We start from the raw sequence: 26098 nt of genomic DNA on the forward strand, positions 1-26098 counted from the left end.
TTGCGGAGCCCCATATACGTCAGGCTTCTTCTTTCAGGATGCACTGCATCCCTGAACGCAGATCCTCGATCGTATACTTCTTCATTTCTTCTTCCATCGCATTCTGGATGGCTTTCAGCTTTTCATCAAGAAGCATGTGAATGTTCCTGCCTACGGGACACTCAGGGCTCGGATGCTCGTGAAAACGGAAGAGGTCTCCGTTCTCCACGGCTTCGATCGCCTGGTATACGTCATAAAAGGATATCTCCGACAAAGCCCTTGTGGGTTCTATTCCTCCGGTGCCTCTGGCGACCGTGATCAGTCCCGCGTTCTGCAGCTGTGTAAGGATCTTTCGAATGATGACCGGATTGGTCCCTATGCTTCCCGCAAGGAAATCGCTCGTGACCTTGTATTCATTCTTAAAAGTTTCCACACAGGTGAAGATATGCAGGGCGACTGTAAATCTGCTTGATATCTGCATATAAAACACCTCCGGCTGCCATTTTACTACGTTTCTTATGTAATTTCAATGGTTACATTAGAACTTGCCGTTCTGATTCTGCCATGTATCCTTCGCAGCGATGGTCTCCATCACGTCCCAGTGCTCGGCGATCTTGCCGTTCTCCACTCTCCAAAGATCATAGTAGGAGGTGGGAGCGCCGCCTAAAGTGCCCTCGGAAACTGCGAGAACGTAATCGCCCTGCGCCAGCACCTGATGTACAGTAGTATAGATCATCTGGATACCTGCTTCGGCAAGAGCTGCGAGAGCAGTGCCAAGTCCGGACAGGCCGTCTGCGATGCCGGTGTTGTGCTGGATGTAGGTATCACCATCAAAGTAGTCAGGTGTTTTCTGTGGGTCGTTGCCCTGCATTACGTCATACAGGAAGTTCTTGACCAGCTCACGGTTCGCTTCAGTTTTTTCGACATCCTTGACAGGAGCGACGTTGTCGATCTGGGTGCGGCCTGAAGGATTCGGATCAGCCTTGGAAGTCAGGTTGTCCCAGTGCTCTGCGATCTTACCGTCAGCGTCAAAACGGAAGATGTCGAATGCGACTTGCTCGCCCATACCCGCGAAATTGTATACGGTATGTAAGAACACCTTGTCGCCGTCCTCAAAAGCACGGATATTGTTGACAGTGGTCTTTACGGAAGCGGAGCCAAGGTAGGCAACGCTGCCGACGAAGGCGTCGGCGCCGGTGCCGTAGGCGAGGTTGTGCTGGATGTAACCGGGAGCCAAAAGTCCCTTAGCAGTCTCGGTATCGCCGGTAGCAAAGCAGTTGATAAGGGCCAGAGCTTTTTCGATATTAGTCATTGTAGTTTCCTCCTGAACTTGTTTTTGATTTCTTGATGTAACCGCTGTAGTTTCATCTGACGATGTTAATATAACACGCCATTGTTGTAATGTCAATAGTTACATCAAAGCTTTTTTAAAAGTTTTTTTGCCCTGATTTTGGGGGAGAAAGCGATAAAAAAGAGACGCCGGCCATCGGAGATGATCCGACGACCGGCGTATACTGTTTTGCCAACATATTCAGACGGCGCCTCTTTTCGGTTTTTCGTTTGATACTTTCTTATGAGTGCCCGCCTAAGAGGGCGCCTTTTTTATATGCATATCAGCGATCTTTATTTAAGACGACGCCGTGAGCGGCGCGGGCGCCTCTTTTGTTAATAGGCGTATACTCGCGGTCATCGGTCACGCTCATGTAGTTGGGACGTATTATTTTCCCCGCGTTTATTATTTCCTCAAGCCTGTGCGCGCTCCAGCCGACTATGCGCGCCATGGCGAATATAGGCGTATAAAGCTCCAACGGTATGCCCATCATGTTATAGACAAATCCGCTGTAAAAGTCTACATTGGGGCTTACGCCTTTATATATCTTTCGCTCCTCGGCTATTATTTTGGGCGCAAGGCGTTCCACTGAGCTGTAAAGCGCAAAATCATCCGAAAGGCCCTTTTCCTCGGCCAAAAGCTCTACAAAGCGCTTAAACACCTTGGCGCGCGGGTCGGAAAGCGAATATACGGCGTGTCCCATACCGTATATGAGCCCCTTTTTGTCGAAAGCCTCGCCTCTGAGGAGCCTGAGAAGATAACGTGAAAGCTTTTCCTCATCGGAGACGTCGCGCACGTGACGCTTTATGTCGTCCATCATCTGGACTACCTTAATATTCGCTCCGCCGTGCCTGGGACCTTTTAATGAGGACAGCGCCGCAGCCATAACGGAATATGTGTCGGAGCCCGCCGAGCTTACGATGTGCGTTGTGAAGGTGGAATTGTTGCCGCCGCCGTGCTCCATATGGAGTATGAGCGAAAGATCGAGCACGTGAGCCTCAAGGTCAGAAAAGCGCATATCGGGACGAAGCATGCGAAGGATGTTCTGGGCGGCCGAAAGATTGCGCTGCGGGTTATGTATATACAGGCTTTCGCCGCGTTCGTAATGGTTGTAGGCGTGATATCCGTAAACTGCGAGGCGCGGCAGTACGCTTATAAGAAAGAGACATTGCCGCAGTACGTTTTCAATGGACGGGTCGGTAAGATCCTTGTCGTATGAGGCAAGCGTAAGCACGCTGCGCGCAAGCGAGTTCATCATATCGTAGCTCGGCGCCTTCATGATAACGTCCCTGGTGAAATTTTTGGGTAGCGAGCTGCTTACGGCAAGTATATTTTTAAAATTGGAAAGCTCGCGTGAAGACGGAAGGGAACCGAAAAGCAGGAGATACGCCGTTTCCTCAAATCCGAAGCGCCTTTCGGACGCCGCGCCTTCAACAAGCTTGATTATATCGTAGCCTCTGTAACGAAGCTCCCCTTCACAGGGAACTCTTTCGCCGTCCTTTTGGTCGAACGCCTTTATAGACGATATCGTCGTAAGTCCGGCAAGCACTCCCTGTCCGTCAAGGTCCCTCAGTCCCCGTTTTACGCCGTATTTATTATAAAGCTCCGTGTCTATTGACGAGGCGTCGAGACAATATTTTGCATGATCATTTGCATAGTCGATAAGCTTTTTATTGTAGGGAGAGGCTTCTCTTAAAGAGGGCAGCCCGTCCTTTCTTTTGTGATGAACGTAGTGATTCATGGGAGACTCCTTTCGTAATATATTAAAACAAGCATAACACAATAATTGATAAAAGTCAATAATTATATAATATCAAATATATACCTTGACTTTAACGGCGCTTGGTTTTATCATATGAATGGGGTGAAAAATATGTATGACGATGAAAGCAGAGAAGCAATATCGGTAGTGTTTGAGCTGTTTCCCGTATTCCGGCGCATTTTTTTTGACGCTCTGTATGAAAATACGGACGAACGTGTGCGCCATATAACGAAAGTACAATTCCTTCTTTTGACTGCGCTGATCTCTTACGGACAAATGAATATGTCGCAGACCGCGCTTTGCATATCTTCGTCGAAAGAGCAGGCGACGCGGATAGTCGCGCCGCTGGTCGACGCGGGATTATTGGAACGGTTTTATGATAAGACGAACAGGCGCGCCGTCTATATACGGCTGTCTGAAAAAGGAATGTCGTTTATGCGCGGGATACGCACGGACATGTGTAAGCATGTGCTTAAGAAGCTTTCTCTGCTTTCGCAGGACGATATAAAGACGCTTGAAGAGTCCGCTTTAAACGTTGCACATATACTGAGAAAAATTGAAAAATAAATTCGGTGCGCGCATTTTTTTGCCGCGTGTTTCCGACGTTGTATAAATAGAATAAAAGCCCTCGAAAAACACGCTCAGATTTTGTCAACTTGAGATTACATAAATTTTTTATTTTTTTCGACACATTTTCATTTGTTTATGCTATACTTTATCTGTCCCTATTAAACACAATATTTTTCAAGAGGCGGGCGTGGAAATTGAAGGCAAAAAATATCCTCACTATAATTCTCATTATTTCGTTATTCTCATCGATTTTTCTTGTCAGCGGCTGCAGCTGGATCTTTGCCGAATCAGAAGAGCCGGCCGAAGAGACTTACGCTGATATAATAGGAAAAATAAATTCTACGACCAAAAAAGTAACGCTTGTTTTTTGCGCGGCAAAAAAGAATGCGGATAAACAGGAAACTGAAAAATTCCTTTCGGAGAAGGATGTTTCTTTTTCATATCTTTCGGGCGCCGAAGACAGACTTATATTAAAGCATGACAACGTAAATTATCTTGTCGAGCCGACCTTATGGTTTACGGGAGAGCAAACAGATAAGTATACTTTTGTTGATAATACGCGCTGGGGAAGCGTAGTATGCGTTGATATGGCCTCGTTTTCAAGCTTCGAACAGTTTGAAAGCGCCGTAGAGGAGCTTATCTACGTTTATCGCTACGCGGGATATGAGATAGTGCCGCCGTATGAGCTTTATATATCAAATGAGAGCCTCGGATTTGAAGACGACGCCGACCCCGCAAATTATCCGTCGCTTACGACGTCGATCCCGCTCGGTATCGAGGAATCAAATCCCGTAAATGACGCGTATTTTAACGATGCGGTATTTATAGGAGACTCCATAACACAGAAGCTTCAGATGTATGTTACGCAGATGCGCCGTGAGGAGTCCGGCTTTATGGGAGAGGCGAAATTTCTCTGCTCAACGAGCCTCGGCGCTTCGAACGCACTTTCGGAGGTGACTACCGAATCCCTTCATCCGTCCTACAACGGAGTAAAACGTACGATTTGGGAGAACGTTGCGCAGACAGGAGCGAAAAAGGTTTACATAATGCTGGGAGTCAATGACCTTACATGGGCGTCGATAACGCTTACGGTATCTAATCTTCGCACGCTTATCGATGAAATAAAGGCGGCTTCGCCCGATGTACAGATATATATCCAGTCCGTAACGCCGAGAATAGCCGGTTTCGTGGGCGAGCCGGACAATAAAAAGATATTTGAATATAATCTTGAGCTTTATAAAATGTGCCGCGAGGAGGGCTATTATTTTGTAGACGTTGCGTATGCTCTGCGAGATGAAAACGGATGCCTGCCCGATGAGCTTTGCAGCGACCTTAATTCTCTCGGGATCCACTTTACAAATGAAGCCTGCAGAATATGGGTCAAATATCTTAGGACGCATACGCCGTAAGCCGCTTATGGGAGTACAATAATGGTATTTAGTACGACGCTGTTTTTATTTATATATCTTCCCGTGACGCTGCTTGTTTATTACATTACTCCTTTAAAGTGGCGAAATGTTGTGCTGCTTATTGCGAACCTTGTTTTTTACGGCTGGGGAGAACCTGTTTACATAGCGGTGATGGCCGCATCCGTGCTGTTTGACTATATATTCGGCATACTCATTGAAAAAAACCGTGAAAACAAAAAAGCGGCAAAAGCGTTTGTTGCCATGTCGGTAGTTTTGAATCTGGGACTGCTTGTGTTTTTTAAATATACCGACTTTATCTTTACCAATATAGGTATGAGAGCGCCGGGCATAGCTTTGCCGGTCGGCATATCGTTTTATACGTTTCAGAAGATGTCTTATATAATTGACGTTTACAGGGCGGACGCAAAGGCTCAGAAGAATATTGTAAGCTTCGCCACGTTCGTTACGCTCTTTCCTCAGCTCATAGCCGGCCCGATAATAAAATACCGCGACGTCGCCTCGCAGATAGAGAGCCGCTCTCATACGGCCGACCGCTTTTCGGCCGGAATATGCACGTTTATGGTCGGTCTTGCCAAAAAGGTGCTATTGGCCAACAATATAGGCATGTTGTGGGATATATATAAGGCGTGCGATCCTGCGTCCGTAAGCGCGCTGGGCGCATGGCTGGGCGCGCTTGCCTTCACATTTCAGATATACTTCGACTTTTCGGGATATTCCGATATGGCAATAGGACTCGGCAGGATGTTCGGCTTTGAGTTTAAGATAAATTTTGATTATCCCTACATATCAAAAAGCATAACGGAGTTTTGGCGCAGATGGCATATTTCGCTTGGAAGCTGGTTTCGGGAGTATATGTATATCCCGCTCGGCGGCAACCGTGTGAGCGTGCCGAGACATATGCTCAATCTGCTCATAGTATGGGCGGCTACGGGAATATGGCACGGAGCTGCGTGGAATTTCCTTATATGGGGTCTTTATTACGGCGCTGTTCTCGTTATTGAAAAGCTGTTCCTTTTAAAGCTTATCGAGAGGCTGCCCGCAGGCATAAGAGTCGCTTATTCTATGTTCGTGGTGATAATAGGCTGGGTGATCTTTGCGGTGGAAGACGCATCTTCGTTCGTCTCATATATAGGTGCGATGTTCGGCGCTACGGGAGTGGGCGCTAAGCCTGCAGATCTGTATTATCTTATCTCGTATTTGCCACTGATGATCATAATGGCAGCCGCATCGACTCCGCTCGCAAAGACGATGTACGCGAGGCTCAAAAAAAAGGCGCAATATGCCTTTTGCCTTGTTGCCGTGATACTTGGACTTGTTGTCTGCACGGCGTATCTCGTAGATGCAACGTATAATCCGTTCCTTTATTTCAGATTTTAGAAGGAGGGCATATGGACGGCTCTCGCATATTTAAATATATTTTATGCGCCGTATTCCTTGCGGCGATATTCGGGGCTTTTTTAATTAACATCCTGCTGCCTGATAAGGATTTTCTGGAGCAGGAGAACCGAATGGCGCAGACGCTTCCCAAATTCTCTGCGGATGCGCTTATGTCGGGGAAATTCACCTCGGATTTCGAACAGTATGAAAACGACCAGTTCGTTTTTCGAGATGGCTTCATATCGCTTAAAAGCATATCCGAGCGCGCCTTGGGAAAGCGCGAGAACGGCGGCGTTTTCTTTGCAAATGACAGACTCATCGAAGCGTTTCCTTCGGTAGATGAGAGCCTTTTTTCAGACAATGTAAATGCCGTAAACAAGTTTAAGGAAAGCGTAAAAACACCCGTGTATTTTGCTCTTATACCGACTGCGGCGTATATATACCGGGATGAGCTGCCTTCGGGCGCGCCTCTTTCGGATGAAGAAAAGCTTATATCGGAGGCGTATGATGCTCTCGGCGGCGCGGACATCAAGAGCGCGCTGTCAGAGTATGATGACGAATATATATTTTATCGCACAGACCATCACTGGACGTCGCTGGGCGCATATTACGGATATTCGGCATTGTGCGATGAAATGGGTATAAAATGTATAAGGCTTTGCGATCTTGAAAAAAGCGTGCTCACTGAGGATTTCAACGGTACGCTGTATTCGCTTTCGGGCGCGCGATGGGTGACTCCGGACGAAATAGACGCATATGTGCCCTCGGAGCAGATAACGGTTCTTCGCTATGATGCGCCCGAGCCTGAAAAGGGCGGGCTTTATTATTATGAGAACCTGACGGTCAAGGATAAATATAAGGTGTTCTTGGGCGGCAACTCTCCGCGCGTAGTCATAAAGACGAAAAACAAGACTGCGCCGAAGCTGCTTATCATACGAGATTCTTACTGCGACAGCCTTGCGCCGTTCTTAACGCCGCATTTTAGCGAGATACACCTTCTGGATCTGAGATATTATAAAAGCGGCGTAACGAAATATATAGACGAGAACGATATAGATGAGGTCTTGGTGATATACGGCCTTAAAAAATTCAGCGAAGATACTAATATAAGGGCTTTTTTAAAGTAGCCTGAAAAGCATTTAAAATAAAAATAAAAAAAACCTTGCTTTTTTAGAAAGTGTGTGATATTATATTTAGGCGTTAAAAATGTGCCTGTAGCTCAGCTGGATAGAGTGACTGGCTACGAACCAGTAGGTCGGGGGTTCGAGTCCCTCCAGGCACGCCAATAACGTCTCCTTATATATGCGGATATGGCGGAATTGGCAGACGCGCATGGTTCAGGTCCATGTGAATGCAAGTTCATGCAGGTTCAAGTCCTGTTATCCGCACCAAAAACGGCAGTTTTTTAACTGCCGTTTCTTTTTCTCAAAGTGCCCGAAATCCAGTGTTTATGCGGGTTTTTGGCGTCTTCGGCAGAATGTTAAATCTTGTTAAATCAAGCTGAAATATCGTTCGGTAGCACACGGTAGCACACTAAAAAACAGCCCCAAAACCGAGGCAGCAAGCGGGTTTCTCGGGCATAAAAAATCGGCGGTAGCACACTTTTAAACGGCACACGTATTTTTACACGAAAAAAGGCGTATTTCATGCATAAAACAAACGGCGGCAGACCTTTAAAATCTGCCGCCTTTGTTCGTTCCTGTCCTGAATTTGCCCTGTTCTCAGGACAAAAACGCCGCCTCATATTCTCTTTCGTATCCTGTTTCGCACCTGTTAGCAGGTGGATATAACGTGCCTTCGTTCATGCTTGCGCCCTGTTTTGAGCCTGTTAGCAGGGAACGCGCCGCCCGTCGCATACGGCCTTCGCCCACTGTTACGCTCACTGTTAGCAGTCAGGCGAACCGCCCGTCCGACGCCGTTTATATGGTCGTGTATGCTGTTACGACGCTGTTACCAACGTGACGCGCCGCCCGTGGAAGCGCGCTTCTCGCCGTTTTCTGCCCGTTTGATCGGTGGGCATATTATATGCCGCCTTCGGTAAACGCCTATCTCACGTCATTGTGCGCCCTCTCGCGCATATCGGACTTCCGTCACGCCCATGCCCTCACGCTTTGCGATGCGGTCATACGCCGCCTTGAGCATAGCTTGCCGCTTCCCGTATGACAGATATCGTATCTGCGCTTCCCGTGCGATCTTGCGGCGTACCGCAGCCGCTTCGGCCGAAAGACCGAACATATACATCGACTGCCACAGCGCGCTGTCGTGATAATGTCTGCCGTAATCCTCATACAGTCTCCGAAGCTCCGGCGCGCTCCGCAGCCTTCGCAAGGCCGCATTGTACTGCGCCGCGATATTGGAACGCTCAACGTCCCATGCCGCCGCGATCTCACCAAGCGATACGCCGTGCCAGAAGCGAAGCTTTATTATATGCCTCTGCGTTTCGGTAAGCCGAAGCATTGACGCGAATATCCTTTCCTGTACGTCCGAAAGCTCCGCCGCCTCGTCTGCGGCTGAAGCGCTCTCATCGGCTATCGTATCAAAAAGCGTTATGCTCTCGTCTTCGTCTACGTATGCATCGCCGCTCACTTCACTGTACACTCCCTTGCGAAGCGACAGTCCCGACTCTCTTGCGGCAGCATTGCGAAGGTGAAAGCCAAGATACGTAGTGAATGCAAATCCCTTATTGGGATCATACGCCTTCACCGCATCGAGAAAACCGAAATACGCGCACTGCGTTATATCCTCGGCATCAATCCAGATAGGCAGGGCAAGCCGCTTCGCATATCCGCGCATGAGCTTCATGCAAAGCCGCTCCACCGCTTCCCACAGCGGCGTTAAATACTCCATATGCCCCGCCTGTACCATCAGTGCCATATATTCCTTGTTCTTTTCCAAAATCCGCGCCCCCCGTGATATAATATTGTCGGGGCGCGCGGCATGATTGTTATCGGGCTTTCATGTGTGCATGAAGAGAACGCTTCTGCAAGGCGCGCACACGCAGTTCTTCGGCTAAGAGCATACCGAAGTATTTGAAGTCAACATAGCCCTCGCCGTAACAGCGTTCAATCTGTGCGGCTTTTCTTTCCGCAGCCAGCAATGCATTTAAAAATTGTCCGTCCATGTTTTTCTCCTTTCGCCGATTATTCGATTATGCCCGTGGCGGGGAACATCTTCATGCGGATTTCCCCGCATTTGCCGTGCCTGTTCTTAGCCACTTTAAAGAGCAGGCCTTTATAGTCGCCCAGTTTGCCGCCCGTGCCCTCTGTTTCCGTGTTCGAAAGCAATATAACGCCGTCGGCATCCTGCTCCATTGCGCCGCTGTCCCGAAGATGAAATGCTTCAGGCGCACCCTTTGCCGCTTCGCGGTTAAGCTGAGCAAGGCATATAATCGGAATGTTAAACTTTACGGCAATCTGTTTAAGCTCCGCCGAAAAGTCGCTCATAACGTCGTACCGTGAGCGCGTATCTCCCGTCTGACGCGATAAAAGCCCGATATAATCAATTACTACAAGCTCAGGCTTGTCCTTCATACGGCGTATCTGTGCGCTTATCTGCGCCGTCGTAGGCCTTCCCGTTATGAGCTTGAAGCGGCTTTTATTAAGCCTCGTTATTGCATCCACAACGCGGGCGCGTTCCTCTTTGTCCATATCTCCGTTTAAAATCTTAAAATACCGCACAGCAGCGTCACGCGATACGCGGCGCGCCGCTATTTGGTCTGCGCCCATCTCCATATTGAAGTACAGCACGGGAACGCCGCGCGCCGCCGCGTTCTGCGCTATTGCCAGCGCGACCGTCGTTTTTCCAACGGCCGGACGCGCCGCCAATATGTATAGGCCACCTTTTACAAGACCGCCGCCCAAAGCTTTATCAAGCATCTTAAAGCCCGTTGCGACGATCACCTTTTCGTTGCTCGAAAGCCTTTTCGTCAGCGCGATAAGGTCGGAATTATAAGCCGCTTCCCTCGCATCTGTGTCCTTTCCCTTTGCCGCTTCAAGCTCGGACAATACAGCGTCGGTCACCTCGCCGCTGTCCTTGCCGGTCATGAGATCTTCGTTTATCTGTAAGCTCAACTCATACAGCCGTCTTTGCGCGTTCTTCTCTTTCAGCATGAGGCAGTAATCATAAAGCCCCGCCGTCGTCGGTACGGCTTCCATGGCGGCCATACATATCTTTTTATCAATCGGCTTGCCCTTCTTCTCAAGCAAGGCCATTACCGTAAGATGATCAATATTTGCCCCCTCGTCGGACAGCGCATACGCGGCCTCGAACATGTCCCTGTATTCGGGAGTCATGAAGTCCTCGGCGCAAATCGTCTCCGACGCTTTTATCAAGGCACCCTCTCCGTCGAGAAGGATTGCTCCGATGATAGCTTGCTCAATATCTTGAGCATCAAAATTATTTATCATGCTCTAAGTCCTTTCTTAAGTTTTTTTCCGCTTTAATTTCGGCAATTGCTTTTTTGGCAATCTCATGACAAGACTTTCTCTTCACTATGCCGTCACCAATCTGATTAGCGATATCCCGTAGCCAATAATCTGAGATGTTCTCTTTAAACAAAGTTAAAATCCTTTCTTGATAAGCGGGGAGCGCGCTTTTGCGGCGCGCCCCCGCCGTCTTATGTATTATGTCTTATGTATTTACTGTATGTAATCCGACCATAGGTACCTGTGTAATCCGACCATAGGTACCTGTGTAATCCGACCATAGGCAGCTATGCCTCTTTTGCATCGGCAAAAATTATAATTACTTCAAAAGCTTAAACTGTGTCGTCATTCCGCTTTTGGATTTATATGCTATAATGCCATGCCGACAAAGCTCATCACGTGCTGAGAATAGCGTCTTATTGCCTGTGGCAGTATAATCTTCCAAGAGAGACGTTGACGCATAAAACCATTCGCTCCAATAAGTTGCATTGTTTAAATGGACAAGCGTTTGCCACAACATGCGCGCTGATTTGCTCAACTTTAATTTGCGTCCAGCTTCTATACAGTTTTTCATCTCATCCATGTAATTTTTATTACTTTTGCTCATTTTGGCACTTCCCTCTTGTCAAGGCCGTGCCTTGAGTGATAAAGTATAAATATAGGATTACCCGTTTCGGCGGGACTTGCATACTTCTATTCCGGCGCACCGCCAAGTGACAAGTCGGAATAGAAGTATTTTTTTGCCCCGACGCCGCGTTCTGAAAAGGCGGCTCTCTTGCTGCCACGATCACGCCCCCTCTCATACGCGCCTCTCGCGGCACCAATTCTCAAATGCGGTCTTTTCGACCTTGAAGTTCTTACCGATCTTCAGCGCGGGGAAGTCGTGTCTGTAGAATAACTGCCTTGCAGTCGGTATCGAGCAGCCCAAGCACTGCGCCACTTGCTTCGTGGTATAGAATACCGTCGTAAGCTTTACTTCGTTTTCGTTCATACAATGCTCCTTTTAAATATTATCTTCGCGTCCGTGCGCTGCGGCGAAATTGACCTTCGCCCGCGCGCTTAATTTACGCTTCGTTTCCTCGCTTATTTCACGGGGCTTTTTAACCCCTATAAGCTTTTTGGGGAAAGTATACGTCCTTGTGTGTTCGTCCTCGGAAATCAGGGTAACTGTCGAGGATTTTGCCCTCATTTCATCGAGTCTGCGCATGAGCCTTTTGTCACACGTATAACATACGGCGTTTTCCTCGCCGTCGTTATACGTAATCACGGTCTCACGCTCATATTTTGATAAATTTGCCATATATCCGCCTTTCTTATGATTTGCCTTCGGTCTGCAGCTTCTTTTCCGCCTTTCGCTCCCAATAACGCTTGTTATTTTCGGCGATGCGCGCCTTGTTTTTCCGACGGTATTCTCGGTAATACTCTCTTTGCACTTCCTTGACCGTCTGCTCCAACTTGGAATTATTCATGTGATACATCTGATACATCCTTTCGTAATTATTTTTTGTTTTGTCTTGACTTAGCTTGGTCACAATGCTATTATAATTGTGAACAAAATAAAAATCAAGCGAAAGGTCACTCTTAAGATAATATTGTGACCAAATCGAAATATTGGGTCATATTTCAGATGAATTCGTGACCAAAAAGATTGGGCAAGGAGGATGCGCGTATGAAAGACCAAAAAAAAGCAGTAGAAAACATTGTTGATTTACAAAGGTTAAAAGATTTAATTGACAAGAAAAAATCGCGGCAAGCTATAGCCGACAAGATCGGTTGTGATGTATCGCTGATAACGCGCCATTATAACGCACAGAAGGCGGTGCCGATAACCTTTTTGAAAAAGTATGCTGAATACTTCAATGTATCTGCCGATTATTTATTAGGCTTGACCGACGCACCGACGAACGACAAAGATTTACGTTTCGTATGTGACTATACGGGATTGAGCGAAGAAGCGGTAGAGAGTATCAAATATGCCGAGAAAAATACGCTGCTTTCCGCAGAATCAAATTATCTCGACATAAAAAAAGTGGATGAGTTCATAAGAAGTGCAAAGCCGATCATATCTCAAATACTCAAAAGTGAGCAGTTTTACGGTTTAATAGCAAAGCAACTGATTATTAGAGCGGACAAAGTGCGGCAGTTTGAAATACTGGAGAAGGTTGATAAGCTTTCTGAGACTGTTTTCTCAAAAGAGGGCAAAACACCTACGGATAAGGATTGGGAAGATGCGCTGAAAGCATACATCGAGGTTTTACAATTAAATTATGAGACGAAAGCGTATGCCTATGATATGCAGGAAGATTTAAAAAAAATATTTCCGCACTTTAGCGATATGCCAAGCAAGGATAAGATAGACAAGCTACAAAGATTTATCCACAAGAGTACTTACTTAAGAGAATTGGAAAAAGCAACAAAGAATAACACGGGAGGTGCGGACAATGGCAAAGAAGAACGCTAACGGCGACGGCGGCATATTTTATAGCAAGTCCCAAAAGTTGTGGCGCGGTCAGATAACCATAGGCTACGACGAGAACGGCAATCAGAGACGCAAGAGCGTTTCGGGCAAGAACCCGCAGGAAGTGAAACAGAAACTGAAACAAATCGAATACGGCATCTTCTCCGGCGAATTCGTCGATAAGAGCAATATAACGATATACCACCTTGCAAAACAGATGATCGTTGACAAATTCAATCTGAATGAGATAAAAGAAAACACCTACCTTACGCATTTGTCCACGCTGAAGCGGCTGCAGCCCATATACAATACGCCGCTTCAGAAGGCTAACGAAACGCAGATAAGAGCATATCTGCAAGGTCAGATAGGCAAATCAAATTCCATACTGCAGAAGGACTTCCAGCTTCTTAATGCCACTTTCAAAGAGGCGGTAAGGCGCGATATAATCACAAAGAACCCCATGGATCATATAAAGCAGCCGAAATCGAAGCAGAAGCGCGAAGCGGTCAGAGCTTTCACGCTGGAAGAGCAGAACAAGCTCCTTTACGTCCTTCAGACCGAAGATATAAAGTACAGCCAACAGATGCTTTTATCTATGTTCACGGGAATGCGTATGGGCGAAGTGAATGCCCTGACGAAGCGGGACGTAAATCTTATATTCAACAGCGTGTCCATAAACAAAACGATATCACGCGGCGAAAAGGGTAAGGCCGTTTTGGGCGATACGGCAAAGACTTACGCCGGAAACAGAACGATATTTATCACCGAGGACGTACAGACGATACTTGCGGAGTGCATAGAGTGCGCCGAGGGAGATATGCTCTTTACCACCGAGCGCGGCGGCCTAGTTACGAGCAATCAGGTCAATATGGAACTTGCGCGCGTCCTGAAAAAATATAAGATAGTCGATGAGACGGTACGCGGTAAAGTGTCGTGTCACTCTCTGAGACACACATACGCAACGCGCATGATAGAAGGCGGTATGCAGCCGAAGGTATTGCAGAAGCTATTAGGGCATACGGATATCAAGATAACCATGAACACATACTGCGATGCTTTCGATAAATTTCAGAACGACAATATCAATATCGCAAACGAATATTTGAAGCAAAACGGCCTCACACTGACCCGAAAGAAAAGCATTCCCGAAGCCATATAGGGCGGCATTATGGGGATGTTAAATCTTGTTAAATCAAATCAAAATATCGTTGCGTAGCACACGGTAGCACACTAAATTTTAAAAAATCCAGTGTTTATGCGGGTTTATCGCGGGTATTGTTTTGTTATCCGCACCAAAGATACCGAGCCGGTAATCGGCTCGGTATCTTTGGTTTAAGGCGGGCAACAGGACTTGAAGCTTAAGAAGGCGGCCGACGAAAAGAAAACAGTCCGGTGGACTGTTTTCAGGAGGCCGGAGCGCAGTCGGCTGAGCCGCCAAGCCGGAAGATAAAAAGCTCACGCGGTCCTGTCGCCCGCACCATATAAGGACGCCAGCCCGAAGAACAGGCCGGCGTCCATTCTATATGAGAGTATCCCCGTTAATGCGGTATTGGACAGAGGGCTGTTGCCGCGGGTCTTCCGGCGGTACGAAGCATGTATCAGTTCAGAACAACTTGAATACTATGATTTCTATAAACGTTTATGTTATATCATTTTATATCCCAAAAGCGAAACGGCGTTCCGTTTGAACGCGTTGACTATTCGCCCGCGAAATGTTAAAATTATTTAATCAAACATCATGAATTACTGCACATATAAACTTGAACATAGGGTGCTGTTGAAGAAAACCATATGGCGATGGAAGAAGCTGCCGAGAAAGGGAGAGGCGGCAAATGATCGTCAAAAAGGAGTTCGGCGTCCGCCCCGCATTGCCTGATTGCCAAAAGTGCATGGAAGGTTCCATGGGACGGTGTATCAGGCAAAGGAACACGGCTCCTTTTTTTGCGGAGACATCTGCAGGGAAAACACATGCTTCCCCAAGACTTTGAACGCGTAAGCTTTCAAAGCATTGGGAGTGGGTGATGATCCACTCCCCCGGCAGCCGATCGGAAGAATAAGACAAAGGAGGAACAAGACAGATGAGACGGAAAGCAAAACAGTTGATGGGCATACTGCTTTGCCTTGCGATGGTGCTTAGCTTGACGCCGGGGATGAGCCTGACGGCGTATGCGGACGACACGGATGAGACCGAAAAAACGCAGGTAAGCGTCCGGAAGGTCTGGGAGGACAACAACGACAAGGCGCAGATGCGGCCACAGAGCTTAGAGGTGCAGCTGTACGCGGACGGCGAGGCACTGGGAAGCCCTGTGACACTAAACGAGGAAAACGGCTGGAGCTACAGCTGGAGCGATCTTTCGAAGTACGTCAATGAAGACGAACAGACCGGCGTTCAGCGGGCGATTGTCTACACGGTGGCTGAGACCGAGATTCCGGAAGGCTATGTCGGCGAGGTTTCGGGCAGTGCCGAAGAAGGCTTCGTGATTACAAACGTCTTTGTGATTGAAAAGACGCAGGTAAGCGTCCGGACGGACTGGGAAGACAACAACGACAAGGCGCAGATACGGCCGCAGAGCATAGAGGTGCAGCTGTACGCGGACGGCGAGGCAATGGGAAGCCCTGTGACACTGAACGAGGAAAACGGCTGGAGCTACAGCTGGAGCGATCTTTCGAAGTACGTCAATGAAGACGAACAGACCGGCGTTCAGCGTGCGATTGTCTACACGGTGGATGAGACCGAGATTCCGGAAGGCTATGCCGCCGAGGTTTCGGGCAGTGCCGAAGAAGGCTTCGTGATTACAAACATCTTTGTGATTGAAAAAACGCAGGTAAGCGTCCGGACGGACTGGGAAGACAACAACGACAAGGCGCAGATGCGGCCGCAGAGCATCCGGGTGCAGCTGTACGCGGACGGCCGGGCATTGGGAAGCCCGGTGACACTGGATGAGGAAAACGGCTGGAGCTATAGCTGGAGCGATCTTACGAAGTACGTCTATGAAGGCGGCCTGAGGGCGATTGAATACACGGTGGATGAGACCGAGATTCCGGAAGGCTATGTCGGCGAGGTTTCGGGCAGCGTCGAAGCGGGCTTCGTGATTACAAACACCTATGAGACCGGCACGCTTATCATCGAGAAGGAATTCGATATCGCGCCCTGGGAGCCTTTCGTCCCGGACGATTCGTATGTGGACGTCCCGGTCGTCATTACATGGAACGACAACAACAACGCGGACGGCAACCGTCCCAAGAACGCAACCGTGAGACTGCTGGCGAACGGCACGGAGGTTGCCAACGCCGAACTCAATTCGGGCAACGGCTGGAGATATACCTTCACCGGTATGCCGAGGCTCGACGAGAACAGGGAAAAGATCGAATATACGATCACCGAGGATCCGATCGATTGGTACAAAGACCAGATAAGCGGATTCAACATCCGTAACAACTATGAGCCCGAGCTGACCGAAGCTGCCGTCAAAATGATCTGGGACGACGCCGACAACGAGACGGGGACGAGACCGAAAAGCATTGCGATGACGCTGAGCAACGGCATTACCGTACTGCTGAGCGATAATAACGGCTGGACCGCCACCGTCAAAAATCTCCCCACGAGGCTGAATGGAGAACCTGCCAATTATACCTGGACCGAGCAGAAGGTGGCGGGTTACGACAAGATTTCCGAGGTGACCGAGGGTACCTTAACCACCTTCGTGAACAAAAGACGGGTACAGTCGGCGTCACCGACCGTGGACCGTATCGAGTATGAGTTTGGTGAGTATGAGATCCCGCTGAGAGCCAGGGTCTGCGAATCGGCCGCTCCGACGATCTCAATTACCGCCGGAGTGGAATGGGACGGCGATGATGATTATTATCAATTGCTCAGGCCGGAGTCCGTGCAGTTGATCCTGATGGGGGACGGCGAACCGGTCGGTGAACTGAAAACGGTGGAAGCCTCCTCCTGGGAAGCAACGTGGTACGATCTGCCGGCTCAAAACAGCGACGGTAATCCGATCGAGTACACCGTAAAGCAGATGGAACCGATCTCCGCTTATACGACGACATGCGACGGCCTGACGGTGACAAATACCCTGAAGACGGGCAGCCTCAGCGTGAAGATTTCCCTCTCGGGCGTTCCGGAAGAGGCAGACCTGAGCAAGCTTCGGCTTGCCATTGACGGTCCGGATCCGCGGCTGGAGAAGACGCTGACCTACGAGGATGTAATGAACGGAACCGTAGACCTGGGCAGGGTGCTCGAGGGCGCTTACATGATCCGCGATACAAATGCGGACACGCTTATCGAAGGCTATGTGATGGACGCCGAGAACAGCAAAGTGGCCGACGCCATTTACGTCTCGGGCGGTGAAGACTCTGAGCTGGAGTTCAAATACACATGGAAACTTCCGGAGCCTCTGGATGCGGAAGCGGATGAAGACTACGATCCCTTTGCCAATATCGGCGATCTGTCCTTTGAGATCCTCGGACCCGACGCTCTGATGCCGCTGACGATCCGTTACTCCGATTTCACGAACGGCAAGTATGAGATTCCGGATCTGGCGCCCGGCGTTTACACCGTGGTCGAGCGCAATGCGGAAAAGCTGGTGAAGTATTACACGCTGACGAGCAACAGCATGACGGGCATGGCTGTTGAAGTGAAGGCGGGCGGGACGGCCACCGCGAAACTGTTCAACCAATACGTGCCCCTGCCGACGCCTGAACCCGACGCCGAGTTCGTCGACATCCCGGTGACCGTGACCTGGAACGACAACAACAACGCGGACGGCAACCGGCCCGAATCCGTCACGGCCCGCCTGTATGCCGACGGCGTGGAAGTGGACAGCCATGTGCTGACGGCCGCCGAAAACTGGCAGTTCACCTTTATCGAGAAGCCGCGCCATCAGGAGGACAACAAGACTGAGATCGTCTACACGGTCAATGAAGATGCGGTTCCGATGTACAGAGCAGTTGTCAAAAGCTACAGCATCGTGAACGAATATGAGCCCGAATTAATAAGCGCTTCTGTTTCTAAAAGATGGAATGATAACAACAACCAGCAGAATCTCCGGCCTGATTCCATTGCGATGAGCCTGTTAGACGGACAGAAGGTCGCCAAAGTGGTCGTGCTTAGCGAAGCCAACGGCTGGACCGCCGTCGTCAACGATCTCCCCACCGTGGTGAACGGACAGGAAGCACAGTATGAATGGAAAGAACAGCAGGTCAACGGCTACACGCTCGAAAACGTGGAGCAACGGGGGAACCACATGACTTTCACCAACGCGGTCTGGGAGCGTCCTGAGAACAACCCTACAATTACTCCCAACAATCGAACTTATGATGATACTGAGAAGCCGCTTGTTACTGTTTCCGGCGAACTGACCGGCAGTACAACAAAGTACGCTCTTGGCTCAGATGCGGCCACTGCCCCTGAAGCATCTGCATATACCACAGCCATCCCTACAGCCACCAGCGCCGGAACCTACTATGTATGGTACAAGACCGAGGGCGACGAAAGCCAAAACGACAGCAGTGCGGTTTGTGTGATCGTCACCATCAGCGCAAAGTTCTCCGGCGGAGGAGGCGGCGGAGGCGGTGGCGGCGGCTCATCCTCCGTCAATAACCCCGTCGGCACCGGTACCTTCGAGGGCGGCTCCGTGAAGCTTAGCACCGAGGGCGCCAGGGCGGGCAGCACCGTGACCATAACCGTCACCCCCGAAGAGGGCTATCGGGCGGATAAGGTCACCGTCACCGACAAGAACGGCAGCGTCATCCCCGTGGCACAAAACGCCGACGGCACCTACCGCTTCACGATGCCAAACTCCCCCGTTACCGTTACACCCGCCTTTGAGAAGATCGCGGACCGGACCGACACCGACGTCTGTGACAAATTCCGCGATGTCTCCGAGGACGCATGGTATCACGACGCGGTCCGCTGGGCCGTGGACAACGGTATCATGAACGGCGTGGCTTCGGACCTCTTCGATCCGGACGGCGCCGCCACGCGGGCCATGGTAGTCACCATGCTCTGGCGGCTTGAAGGCGAGCCTGCGGGCGCGGGCATTTCATTTGACGACGTGCCTGACGGCGCGTGGTACGCGCCCGCTGTAAGCTGGGCGGCACAGAATGAGATCATAAGAGGGCTGTCGGACGAAAGCTTCGACCCCGATGCGCCCGTCACCCGGGAGCAGCTTGCGGCGATCCTGTATCGGTACGCGCAGAGCAAGGGAAAAGGGTTCACCGGCGCATGGGCCTTCCCGCTCGATTACAGCGACGCGGCGGACGTGTCCGAGTACGCATATGAGGCCATGTGCTTTATGACCATGAACGGTGTCATCACCGGCATGGACGACGGAACGCTGGCTCCGAAGGACAACGCCACCCGCGCGCAGATAGCCGCGATATTCATGCGCTTCTGCGAGGAGACGGCAGGATAACAAATTATAAAAAGCATATACAGCGCAATATGGCGCGGGCAGCATCAACGTCTGTCCGCGCCATATTTGATTCATATATTCCGCCCGGATTTTGTCTAACCGCGCGCATATTCCCGTTCTATCCATTTCATCAAGAGGTTCACGATGCGTTCCTGTTCGTTCTCTGTAAGCGCCCGATCTTTGGGGACGCGGTACCATTTGTAAAGGCAGCTCCTGCAGCAGCACGCACATGCGTGCTGAGCGGCGAATACGGGATGCCCGCGCATCGGCGTTTGCCTCCCGTCGTTCGGGATATGGGCCAAAGCAAGCCGCTTCCTTATAAAATCGGCGGCGTGTGAGCGGATCGTGTCCATACCTTTTTCCGATATATACAGCCTGTCCTTTTCGCTCAGATGAAATTTTGAGCGAAAAGCGGATCGCTGCAGTCTGTTAAGCGCTTCGTCAATAGTCATGATCTTCTGTTTTCACCTACAAATAACGATTTCATCGGCTCCCACGGCCGTCCTGCAATAATAATATATCACAAAACGCCGACGAGCGGGACGACTTTATGACGCATATTTGTGAGCGCGTTCGTTTTCGGCGCGTGCGCTTATTGCTTTATGCGACAGAAAATGATACGATATAAAATAAAGAGACCGGATCAAAGTGAGGAGGTGCCGATATATGGCGAATGAAAACAAAAGCCCGCTTCGTATTTACTGCAATACCTGCGGCGCTCCCGTGGGATTCGATATAATAAATCAGACATACCGCTGTGCCCATTGCGGCGAGATCGGCGTCCCCGCCGACAAAAAGAATGCGTTCGAATTTAAAAGACAGATCCGCAGGGATGACGAGACAGTAAGCGGGGACGGCGGAGAGGCCGAGACGTTCTTTTGCCCGTCGTGCGGTGCAAAGCTCGTATTTGCCGCCGGTGACGCCTCCACGACGTGCGATTTCTGCGGCAGCAGGCTCGTGCGCCAAGAGCTTTCGTCCGACGCGGGGACGCCGGACCTTATAATACCGTTTTTCATAACTCTGGATGAAGCGCGGGAGCGTATGCTTTCGTGGGGACGGACACATGAGAAAACGCCGGAGGGCAAAAGCGTAATTTCAAATATAGACGGCTTATGCGGATATTATCTTCCTTACAGGATCGTTCGCGGCCCTGTACAGGCCGAAGTTTACCGCCATGGCACAGAGCGCAAGTTTAACTGCCGCGGATTTATCGAGGGAACGGCCGTAAACGCTTCAAAACAGCTCGACAACCGCGTATTGAATGATATGGAGCCGTTCGACTGGACGGCGGCAAGACCTTTTGAATACGGCTATATCGCGGGAAGCGGCGTAAAGCTTGCGGACATTTCCGACGCCGAGACGGACAGGCGCGTGCGCGAGGAGGTCGCACAGGACTTCCTTTTGGATGTGGAAAAGCTCATGCAGACCACCGGCGTAACGCTTAAAGTCGAAACGGGAGAGCTTGCGTCGCTTACAGTGCTTTTGCCCGTGTATTTTATACGCGGGGGAAAGCTAACGGCCGCTATGAACGGACAGACGGGCCGTATCGCAGTCAGCACTCAGCGCGAGAAAAAAACTTTCCCGTGGGTCATCGAACCTATAATATATACTGTGATCCTTACATTACTTTTGGGCATATGGAGCGATTTTATGCCCGATCTGATGTTATACTGCGGCTCTTGTCTCGCGATCGTCATCTTCATGACGATGGGAGAAGGAAGAACCTCGCTGATACGCCGGATAACGCTTCAAACGAGGGCGGGACGCGCAAAACGCGAGGACGGAGAGCTTAAAATAGACGACGAACGCGATATACTTAAAAATCCGTTCGACAATACTCCGGTATTTTTCGAGCCGAACGAAAGGGGACGCTCTGTACCCGTAAAGCTGCGCTTTTACACTGTGGGACGGTGGTTTACTATCTTTATTAACGCCCTTGTTACCTTATTTCTGCCCGTGATCATCGCGGCGGTCCTTCGCCTTTTAACGATGGGCGAGGGAGAGCGCTTTTTGGACTCGTTCACTCCGAGATACGGCGCGGCGTGGTACGTGATAGCGGCGGTCGTTGTTTTAATGTATCTCATAAAGGGCGTAAGAAGGGACGTTTACGACCACCCGTATATTTACGAACTCATGCCGGACGGCAATAAAAGACTCATGGGCAGCCGCATAGACAGGAGCGTTTCGGTGCTTTCGATATTCGGCTTAGGCAAGAAGACAAGCGACGGAAAACGCGTGACGCTTTTGTGGATACTTAAGTCGCTCAAAATACGCGCGGTCGGGATATTTTTGCTTCTTCTCGCTTTGCTTATGGGAAGCGCAGCGTCGATAGTATTCTTATCATAATAGTAATTTAGTATATAAGGGAGGAGAGAACATGGAGAAAACTCAGGGAAACAAGGTGTGCGTAGTTTGCGGCAGAGCGATAGATGAAAGCGGCATGTACAGCGGCCCAATGGAAATATTTAACGGCCCTAAGGATGTTCCGCTCAAGGACGGCGGCGCGGTATGCCGCGAATGCGCCGAAAAAGTGAGGATAGTATGTCCGCTTAAAAATTCAAGGATGTTTCTAGAAAGCGCCGCGCATTTCGGTATTTTTGAAAGCAAAACGGGATCCGGCCACGACAACCGCGGCTGGATAAACGTGCTCATCGACCCGATCGCCGAGCTTGACACGGAGAGCTTTCGCAGGGTACAGCTCAAGGCCGAAAGCGCCGTATCAGCGCTTTCACAGCGGTTTGCGGGAGCGCGCGGCGCCGCGGAGGCGGATTTTACATATCGCCGCTATACAAAGGACCGCTCAAAGGATACGCCTCTCGGCGCGAATGAAAAGCGCTTCGTTACATGCGTAAAGGTGCTTTTCGGTGCGATACGTCCCGGCGACATGGTGACGGTCGCTCATAAAGACCGCGAGTACACGGCGAAGGTGGAAGATGTGTGGTACTGGAATTATCTTGACATACCCGTAAGACCGATAGAAAAGGCGTCGGCAGGTATGACGGCGGCGCTGTGGTTTTATAATGACGTGCCGTTTATTTATCCGGGCGATACTCTTATGGTAAAGGAGGGTCAGTGATGGCTGGTTATAAGATAGGCGACACGAGAGATCTGGGATACTGCGCGGCATGCGGCAACGTTATCACTATTGAGGCGACCGACGGGATATTTCGCACCCAGCGCTGCGGAAATCCGGTCAAGCTTAAGGACGGGGAGTGGCTCTGCGGCTCATGCCTTAGAAAGCTTCGCGTAAAGTATCCGCAGGAGTATAAGCTCGATCCCGTGCGTAAGGCGATCGTGCCGTTCGAGTCGGCGGCAGGACTTGACGCGGCGGAGGCGCGCCGCGAGCTTTCGGCTGCACACGACCATCTTGAGAGCCTGAGAGAAAAGTACGGCTTTCATCAGGCTGTCTTTTTTGTTGAAGACGTAAAAAAAGAAAAGGGCGGTTTTTTAAAGGCCCCGTTCATCACCGTTACGGGTCATGTGATTTACGGAACGTTCTATCCGTATGACGAGGTGGCGTGCGGAAAAGCGGGCTATAAGGCGCAGATAATTGCGTTCGCAACGCCGCATCTCGCTCTTCCCGTAAACGAGCAGACGTTGCGCCTCTGGAAGCCAAGCGACGTCATAAGCTACGCATGGGCCGACGGCGGCGAGGAGGCCGCATTCGTGTTCCGCGATAAAAGCCTTGACCTGAAACCGGGAGATGTTCTTATAAAAGATTGACCGTCTCTAAAGGGACGGATCGAAAAAATATACCCCCGCCGCAAACGCGGCGGGCTAATAAGGAAGTATTTTCAGATGCATGGAATGGTGTAGTCTTTCGTAACTGCACCATTCCTGTTTTTATGCCGTGATGCGATGCTGCCGGGGATTCTGTCGGATATCGGCCATCAGTTTTTCCGGTTCCTTTAATTCACAAATTAATGGGGGTTCGTGGCGCAGAACGCAAAAAGAGCGCCTGCCTCTTTTTGGAAGCAGACGATCTTTTGGTATTATTTAGTTTCACTTCATCAGCCGGATCAACAGCTTGCCCAAGTCCTTCGTGGGCTTTCCGCCGGCCAGCAGCTTGTTCCGAAAGGGCGGCATCGCGCCGGTCAGCAGCCGGCGCTCGCCGGCGCAGAGCAACAAGATCCGGTCTCTCTTAATTACATTGCAACTTATTTTGTCTGTGTTGTTCACAGCGATGGTGCGGTATGCCGTCAAAGGCGGAGCCGTAGACGGATTGTATTTTTATCCCAAACCGGTGCAGGAAAGGGCTATCGATATCGGATTGATCGACCGGGAAACGATACAGCACAAACGGAAAGTCTTCATGACAGAATACTTTATCGTCATCGATAAAGTATGGGTAGGGACGAACAGGTTCTGGATCCTCCCCGGCTGCGAGGATATCCCTTATGTGCAGACATGGCCGCAGATACTGAAGAAGCGCGGTATTATGACGCTGATATGGATCGCCGGCGCGGCGATCGTGGCAGGAATCGTTATTCTGATATTTTGACGATGGAGGAAGATGATGGCGAATCATATGACGATCCATCAGCTTCCCTACGGGAAACCGGTACGTACATGGCTGAAAGAACGAACGGAGAGCAGCAGGCGGCGTCCATTTGGAGGCAGACGGAAGAAAACTAAGCGGCGTATCTGAAGGATCTTCCCGACTACGGAGGAAAGAAAAACGGCCACGCGAGAGCGATCTACGGCGGACTTCTGGTGTTTGCATTATATACGGCCCTGCTCGATCAGCCGCCCATTGGTCATTGCCCACCGTATGCGGACTATTGAGGCAGCGGACAGGATCGTCGTGCTTGCAGACGGCAAGGTCGTGGAAAACGGGAGCCCTGCTGAACTCCTCGCAAAAGAAGACGGCATGTTCAGCCGTATGACCCGTCTCCAGGCGGCAAGCGCCGACTGGAGAATATGAGGATATAATAATACAACGGTTCCAAAAAGCACGTGTGCCTTTTGGAACCGTTATATTTTGCCTTTGCAACATCCATTAATCCTTATTTCAGATTACTTTCGTATCGGGCAGTAGCAAACGCGGCGGGGGTAGTCTTATCTTTTCGCTTACTTCTTCTTTGCAAGGTAATCGCAGACTATCTTGTCGCCGACCTTCATGCATCTGTAAAGGTCGTCGGCCTGTAGAAGCGAATCGGATATGGCGTAGGTGACTGAGTTTACGGCGATCTGGGCGGGTTCCTTGAATTCCTCGGCCGTGACGTTTTCAAGTCCCATCTCCTCCAAAGTTACGGGCAGGCCGATGCTCTTTGCAAAATCGACGTACTTATATATCTCCTCGAGAGAAGCGTCCATATAAACGAGCAGCGGAACGCAGGCGTATCCGATGACGTAGCCGTGCATGAGCTTTCTTACGGACGGGAAGCACAAAAGAGCGTTGTCAAGGATGTGCGCGAAGTCGGTGTTCTGTATGCCCCACTGAGGGCCGTTTATGTGAACTATCTGAGCTATGACCGACTCAAATGAGAAGTTGAGTTCGTGCGCCTCGGCGGCCTTAACGGCAGCGTAGCCGTGCTCGTAGAATATCTGCTTCGTTATCTCGTTCGACCAGTAGGACACGTCGAGCACCTTATGTCTGCGCGCGTGCTCCATCGTTGCCACGTCGGTCTCGAGCGCGCTGCCGATGCAGTCGCCTATGCCCGCAACGAGCATATGAGGCGGAGCCTGTATAAGAAGCGATGTGTCGGCTAAAAGCAGGTTGGGGTGATAATCCATTATGCCGGCCTCGACTATCTGGGAGCCTTCGTCGTTGTAAACGACGTTCAGCGTGGTAGCCGCCGCATTCGACGCCGCCACGGTGGGACAGAGCGCCACCTTGCTGCCGGTGATATGATGCGCGCCGCGCGCAAGGTCAAGCGCCTTGCCGCCGCCTATGCCGATTATTACTTCGGCCTTCATTTCTTTTGCGCGTTCGGCGACCTTGGCTATGTTGGCGCGCGTTACCTGCCAGCCCTCGCAGTCGATGAACTCGTAATACGGCTTTTTGCCCTGAGCGTCGTACTTCTGCGCCTGTGCCAAAGCGCGCTTGTACTTCATGTTCGCCTTTTGACAGTTGTCCGCCATCGGATTGTCGAAGCTCTGCTTCACCATCGAAACGGCCTGCTCTGTTATAGGGCCGCAAGCCGTAACGACTAAGAAGCGCTCGCCCAGATGATGCGTGAGCCTGCGTATCTCATAAAGCGCGCCGGGCCCCAGTACGAACATAGGATTAGTTTTAAATTCCGTAAAAACCATTTTTCTGCCTCCCTTTTATATTAAAAATTATATTGCGCTTAAATTATTTACATTATTTATTTAATTCTATCATATGTATGCAGAAAAACAA

The 26098-nt window shown here is 50.2% G+C and carries 24 protein-coding genes and 2 tRNA genes; 14 read left to right on the forward strand and 12 right to left on the reverse strand.

Going from position 1 to position 26098, the window contains the following annotated elements; genetic code table 11:
* Nucleotides 1–19: 19 nt before the first annotated feature.
* The 3 genes from IJG50_00770 to IJG50_00780 form a co-directional block, all read right to left on the reverse strand.
* The gene (locus IJG50_00770; protein ID MBQ3378380.1) at nucleotides 20–460 is read right to left on the reverse strand and encodes an Rrf2 family transcriptional regulator; all 441 of its coding nucleotides are present in this window, start codon (nucleotides 458–460) and stop codon (nucleotides 20–22) included.
* 57 nt (nucleotides 461–517) lie between these two features.
* Nucleotides 518–1291 (reverse strand): nuclear transport factor 2 family protein, encoded by a 774-nt coding sequence (locus tag IJG50_00775; GenBank protein MBQ3378381.1) that lies wholly within the window; start codon nucleotides 1289–1291, stop codon nucleotides 518–520.
* Between the two features lie 301 nt (nucleotides 1292–1592).
* A complete protein-coding gene (locus tag IJG50_00780) occupies nucleotides 1593–3050 on the reverse strand; it encodes a citrate/2-methylcitrate synthase (protein MBQ3378382.1) in 1458 nt (485 codons plus the stop codon).
* 132 nt (nucleotides 3051–3182) lie between these two features.
* Between IJG50_00780 and IJG50_00785 the strand changes: the two genes are divergently transcribed.
* The 6 genes from IJG50_00785 (at nucleotide 3183) to IJG50_00810 (ending at nucleotide 7839) form a co-directional block, all read left to right on the forward strand.
* The gene (locus tag IJG50_00785) at nucleotides 3183–3638 is read left to right on the forward strand and encodes a MarR family transcriptional regulator (protein MBQ3378383.1); all 456 of its coding nucleotides are present in this window, start codon (nucleotides 3183–3185) and stop codon (nucleotides 3636–3638) included.
* 197 nt (nucleotides 3639–3835) lie between these two features.
* Nucleotides 3836–5050, forward strand: coding sequence for a hypothetical protein (locus IJG50_00790; protein MBQ3378384.1), 1215 nt, complete (start codon nucleotides 3836–3838; stop codon nucleotides 5048–5050).
* Between the two features lie 21 nt (nucleotides 5051–5071).
* A complete protein-coding gene (locus IJG50_00795; GenBank protein MBQ3378385.1) occupies nucleotides 5072–6448 on the forward strand; it encodes an MBOAT family protein in 1377 nt (458 codons plus the stop codon).
* Between the two features lie 11 nt (nucleotides 6449–6459).
* Complete coding sequence (locus IJG50_00800; GenBank protein ID MBQ3378386.1) at nucleotides 6460–7575, forward strand: hypothetical protein; 1116 nt, start codon at nucleotides 6460–6462, stop codon at nucleotides 7573–7575.
* Between the two features lie 81 nt (nucleotides 7576–7656).
* A tRNA-Arg gene (locus tag IJG50_00805) sits at nucleotides 7657–7733 on the forward strand.
* A gap of 19 nt (nucleotides 7734–7752) precedes the next feature.
* Nucleotides 7753–7839: transfer RNA gene (locus IJG50_00810), tRNA-Leu, on the forward strand.
* Nucleotides 7840–8503: 664 nt separating this feature from the next.
* Here the strand turns inward: IJG50_00810 and IJG50_00815 are convergent.
* From IJG50_00815 to IJG50_00845, 7 genes are all read right to left on the reverse strand, one after another.
* Complete coding sequence (locus IJG50_00815; protein MBQ3378387.1) at nucleotides 8504–9343, reverse strand: sigma-70 family RNA polymerase sigma factor; 840 nt, start codon at nucleotides 9341–9343, stop codon at nucleotides 8504–8506.
* A gap of 49 nt (nucleotides 9344–9392) precedes the next feature.
* The gene (locus IJG50_00820) at nucleotides 9393–9569 is read right to left on the reverse strand and encodes a hypothetical protein (protein MBQ3378388.1); all 177 of its coding nucleotides are present in this window, start codon (nucleotides 9567–9569) and stop codon (nucleotides 9393–9395) included.
* Between the two features lie 19 nt (nucleotides 9570–9588).
* Nucleotides 9589–10854 carry an AAA family ATPase gene (locus IJG50_00825; protein MBQ3378389.1) on the reverse strand — a complete coding sequence of 422 codons (1266 nt, stop codon included), beginning with the start codon at nucleotides 10852–10854 and terminating at the stop codon, nucleotides 9589–9591.
* A 337-nt stretch (nucleotides 10855–11191) separates the two neighbouring features.
* The gene (locus IJG50_00830) at nucleotides 11192–11479 is read right to left on the reverse strand and encodes a hypothetical protein (GenBank protein ID MBQ3378390.1); all 288 of its coding nucleotides are present in this window, start codon (nucleotides 11477–11479) and stop codon (nucleotides 11192–11194) included.
* Nucleotides 11480–11671: 192 nt separating this feature from the next.
* Nucleotides 11672–11863: a helix-turn-helix domain-containing protein gene (locus IJG50_00835; protein ID MBQ3378391.1), complete on the reverse strand. Its 192-nt coding sequence runs from the start codon at nucleotides 11861–11863 to the stop codon at nucleotides 11672–11674.
* 12 nt (nucleotides 11864–11875) lie between these two features.
* Entirely contained in the window at nucleotides 11876–12172 is a 297-nt protein-coding gene (locus tag IJG50_00840; protein ID MBQ3378392.1) for a hypothetical protein, read from the reverse strand.
* A gap of 13 nt (nucleotides 12173–12185) precedes the next feature.
* Nucleotides 12186–12341: a phosphatase gene (locus tag IJG50_00845; GenBank protein ID MBQ3378393.1), complete on the reverse strand. Its 156-nt coding sequence runs from the start codon at nucleotides 12339–12341 to the stop codon at nucleotides 12186–12188.
* A gap of 200 nt (nucleotides 12342–12541) precedes the next feature.
* On the opposite strand from IJG50_00845, the gene IJG50_00850 reads away from it, so the two are divergent.
* From IJG50_00850 to IJG50_00860, 3 genes are all read left to right on the forward strand, one after another.
* Nucleotides 12542–13333 carry a hypothetical protein gene (locus IJG50_00850; GenBank protein ID MBQ3378394.1) on the forward strand — a complete coding sequence of 264 codons (792 nt, stop codon included), beginning with the start codon at nucleotides 12542–12544 and terminating at the stop codon, nucleotides 13331–13333.
* Nucleotides 13314–14489 (forward strand): site-specific integrase, encoded by a 1176-nt coding sequence (locus tag IJG50_00855; protein MBQ3378395.1) that lies wholly within the window; start codon nucleotides 13314–13316, stop codon nucleotides 14487–14489. The genes IJG50_00850 and IJG50_00855 overlap by 20 nt, the downstream gene beginning before the upstream one ends.
* Nucleotides 14490–15408: 919 nt before the next feature.
* Nucleotides 15409–19752, forward strand: coding sequence for a Cna B-type domain-containing protein (locus IJG50_00860; protein ID MBQ3378396.1), 4344 nt, complete (start codon nucleotides 15409–15411; stop codon nucleotides 19750–19752).
* Nucleotides 19753–19847: 95 nt separating this feature from the next.
* Here IJG50_00860 and IJG50_00865 read toward each other — a convergent pair whose 3' ends face one another.
* The gene (locus tag IJG50_00865; protein ID MBQ3378397.1) at nucleotides 19848–20204 is read right to left on the reverse strand and encodes a DUF4186 domain-containing protein; all 357 of its coding nucleotides are present in this window, start codon (nucleotides 20202–20204) and stop codon (nucleotides 19848–19850) included.
* Between the two features lie 214 nt (nucleotides 20205–20418).
* Here IJG50_00865 and IJG50_00870 point away from each other — a divergent pair, with 214 nt between their 5' ends.
* The 5 genes from IJG50_00870 (at nucleotide 20419) to IJG50_00890 (ending at nucleotide 24676) form a co-directional block, all read left to right on the forward strand.
* Nucleotides 20419–22098 (forward strand): hypothetical protein, encoded by a 1680-nt coding sequence (locus tag IJG50_00870; protein MBQ3378398.1) that lies wholly within the window; start codon nucleotides 20419–20421, stop codon nucleotides 22096–22098.
* A 31-nt stretch (nucleotides 22099–22129) separates the two neighbouring features.
* The gene (locus IJG50_00875; GenBank protein ID MBQ3378399.1) at nucleotides 22130–22828 is read left to right on the forward strand and encodes a hypothetical protein; all 699 of its coding nucleotides are present in this window, start codon (nucleotides 22130–22132) and stop codon (nucleotides 22826–22828) included.
* The gene (locus IJG50_00880) at nucleotides 22828–23475 is read left to right on the forward strand and encodes a hypothetical protein (GenBank protein ID MBQ3378400.1); all 648 of its coding nucleotides are present in this window, start codon (nucleotides 22828–22830) and stop codon (nucleotides 23473–23475) included. The genes IJG50_00875 and IJG50_00880 overlap by 1 nt, the downstream gene beginning before the upstream one ends.
* Nucleotides 23476–23935: 460 nt before the next feature.
* Nucleotides 23936–24253 carry a hypothetical protein gene (locus tag IJG50_00885; protein MBQ3378401.1) on the forward strand — a complete coding sequence of 106 codons (318 nt, stop codon included), beginning with the start codon at nucleotides 23936–23938 and terminating at the stop codon, nucleotides 24251–24253.
* A gap of 270 nt (nucleotides 24254–24523) precedes the next feature.
* Complete coding sequence (locus IJG50_00890) at nucleotides 24524–24676, forward strand: hypothetical protein (GenBank protein ID MBQ3378402.1); 153 nt, start codon at nucleotides 24524–24526, stop codon at nucleotides 24674–24676.
* A gap of 146 nt (nucleotides 24677–24822) precedes the next feature.
* Here IJG50_00890 and IJG50_00895 read toward each other — a convergent pair whose 3' ends face one another.
* Entirely contained in the window at nucleotides 24823–26007 is a 1185-nt protein-coding gene (locus IJG50_00895) for an iron-containing alcohol dehydrogenase (protein MBQ3378403.1), read from the reverse strand.
* Nucleotides 26008–26098: the final 91 nt, after the last annotated feature.

It is taken from the genome of Clostridia bacterium, assembly GCA_017405765.1.
Lineage (GTDB): Bacteria > Bacillota > Clostridia > Oscillospirales > RGIG577 > RGIG577.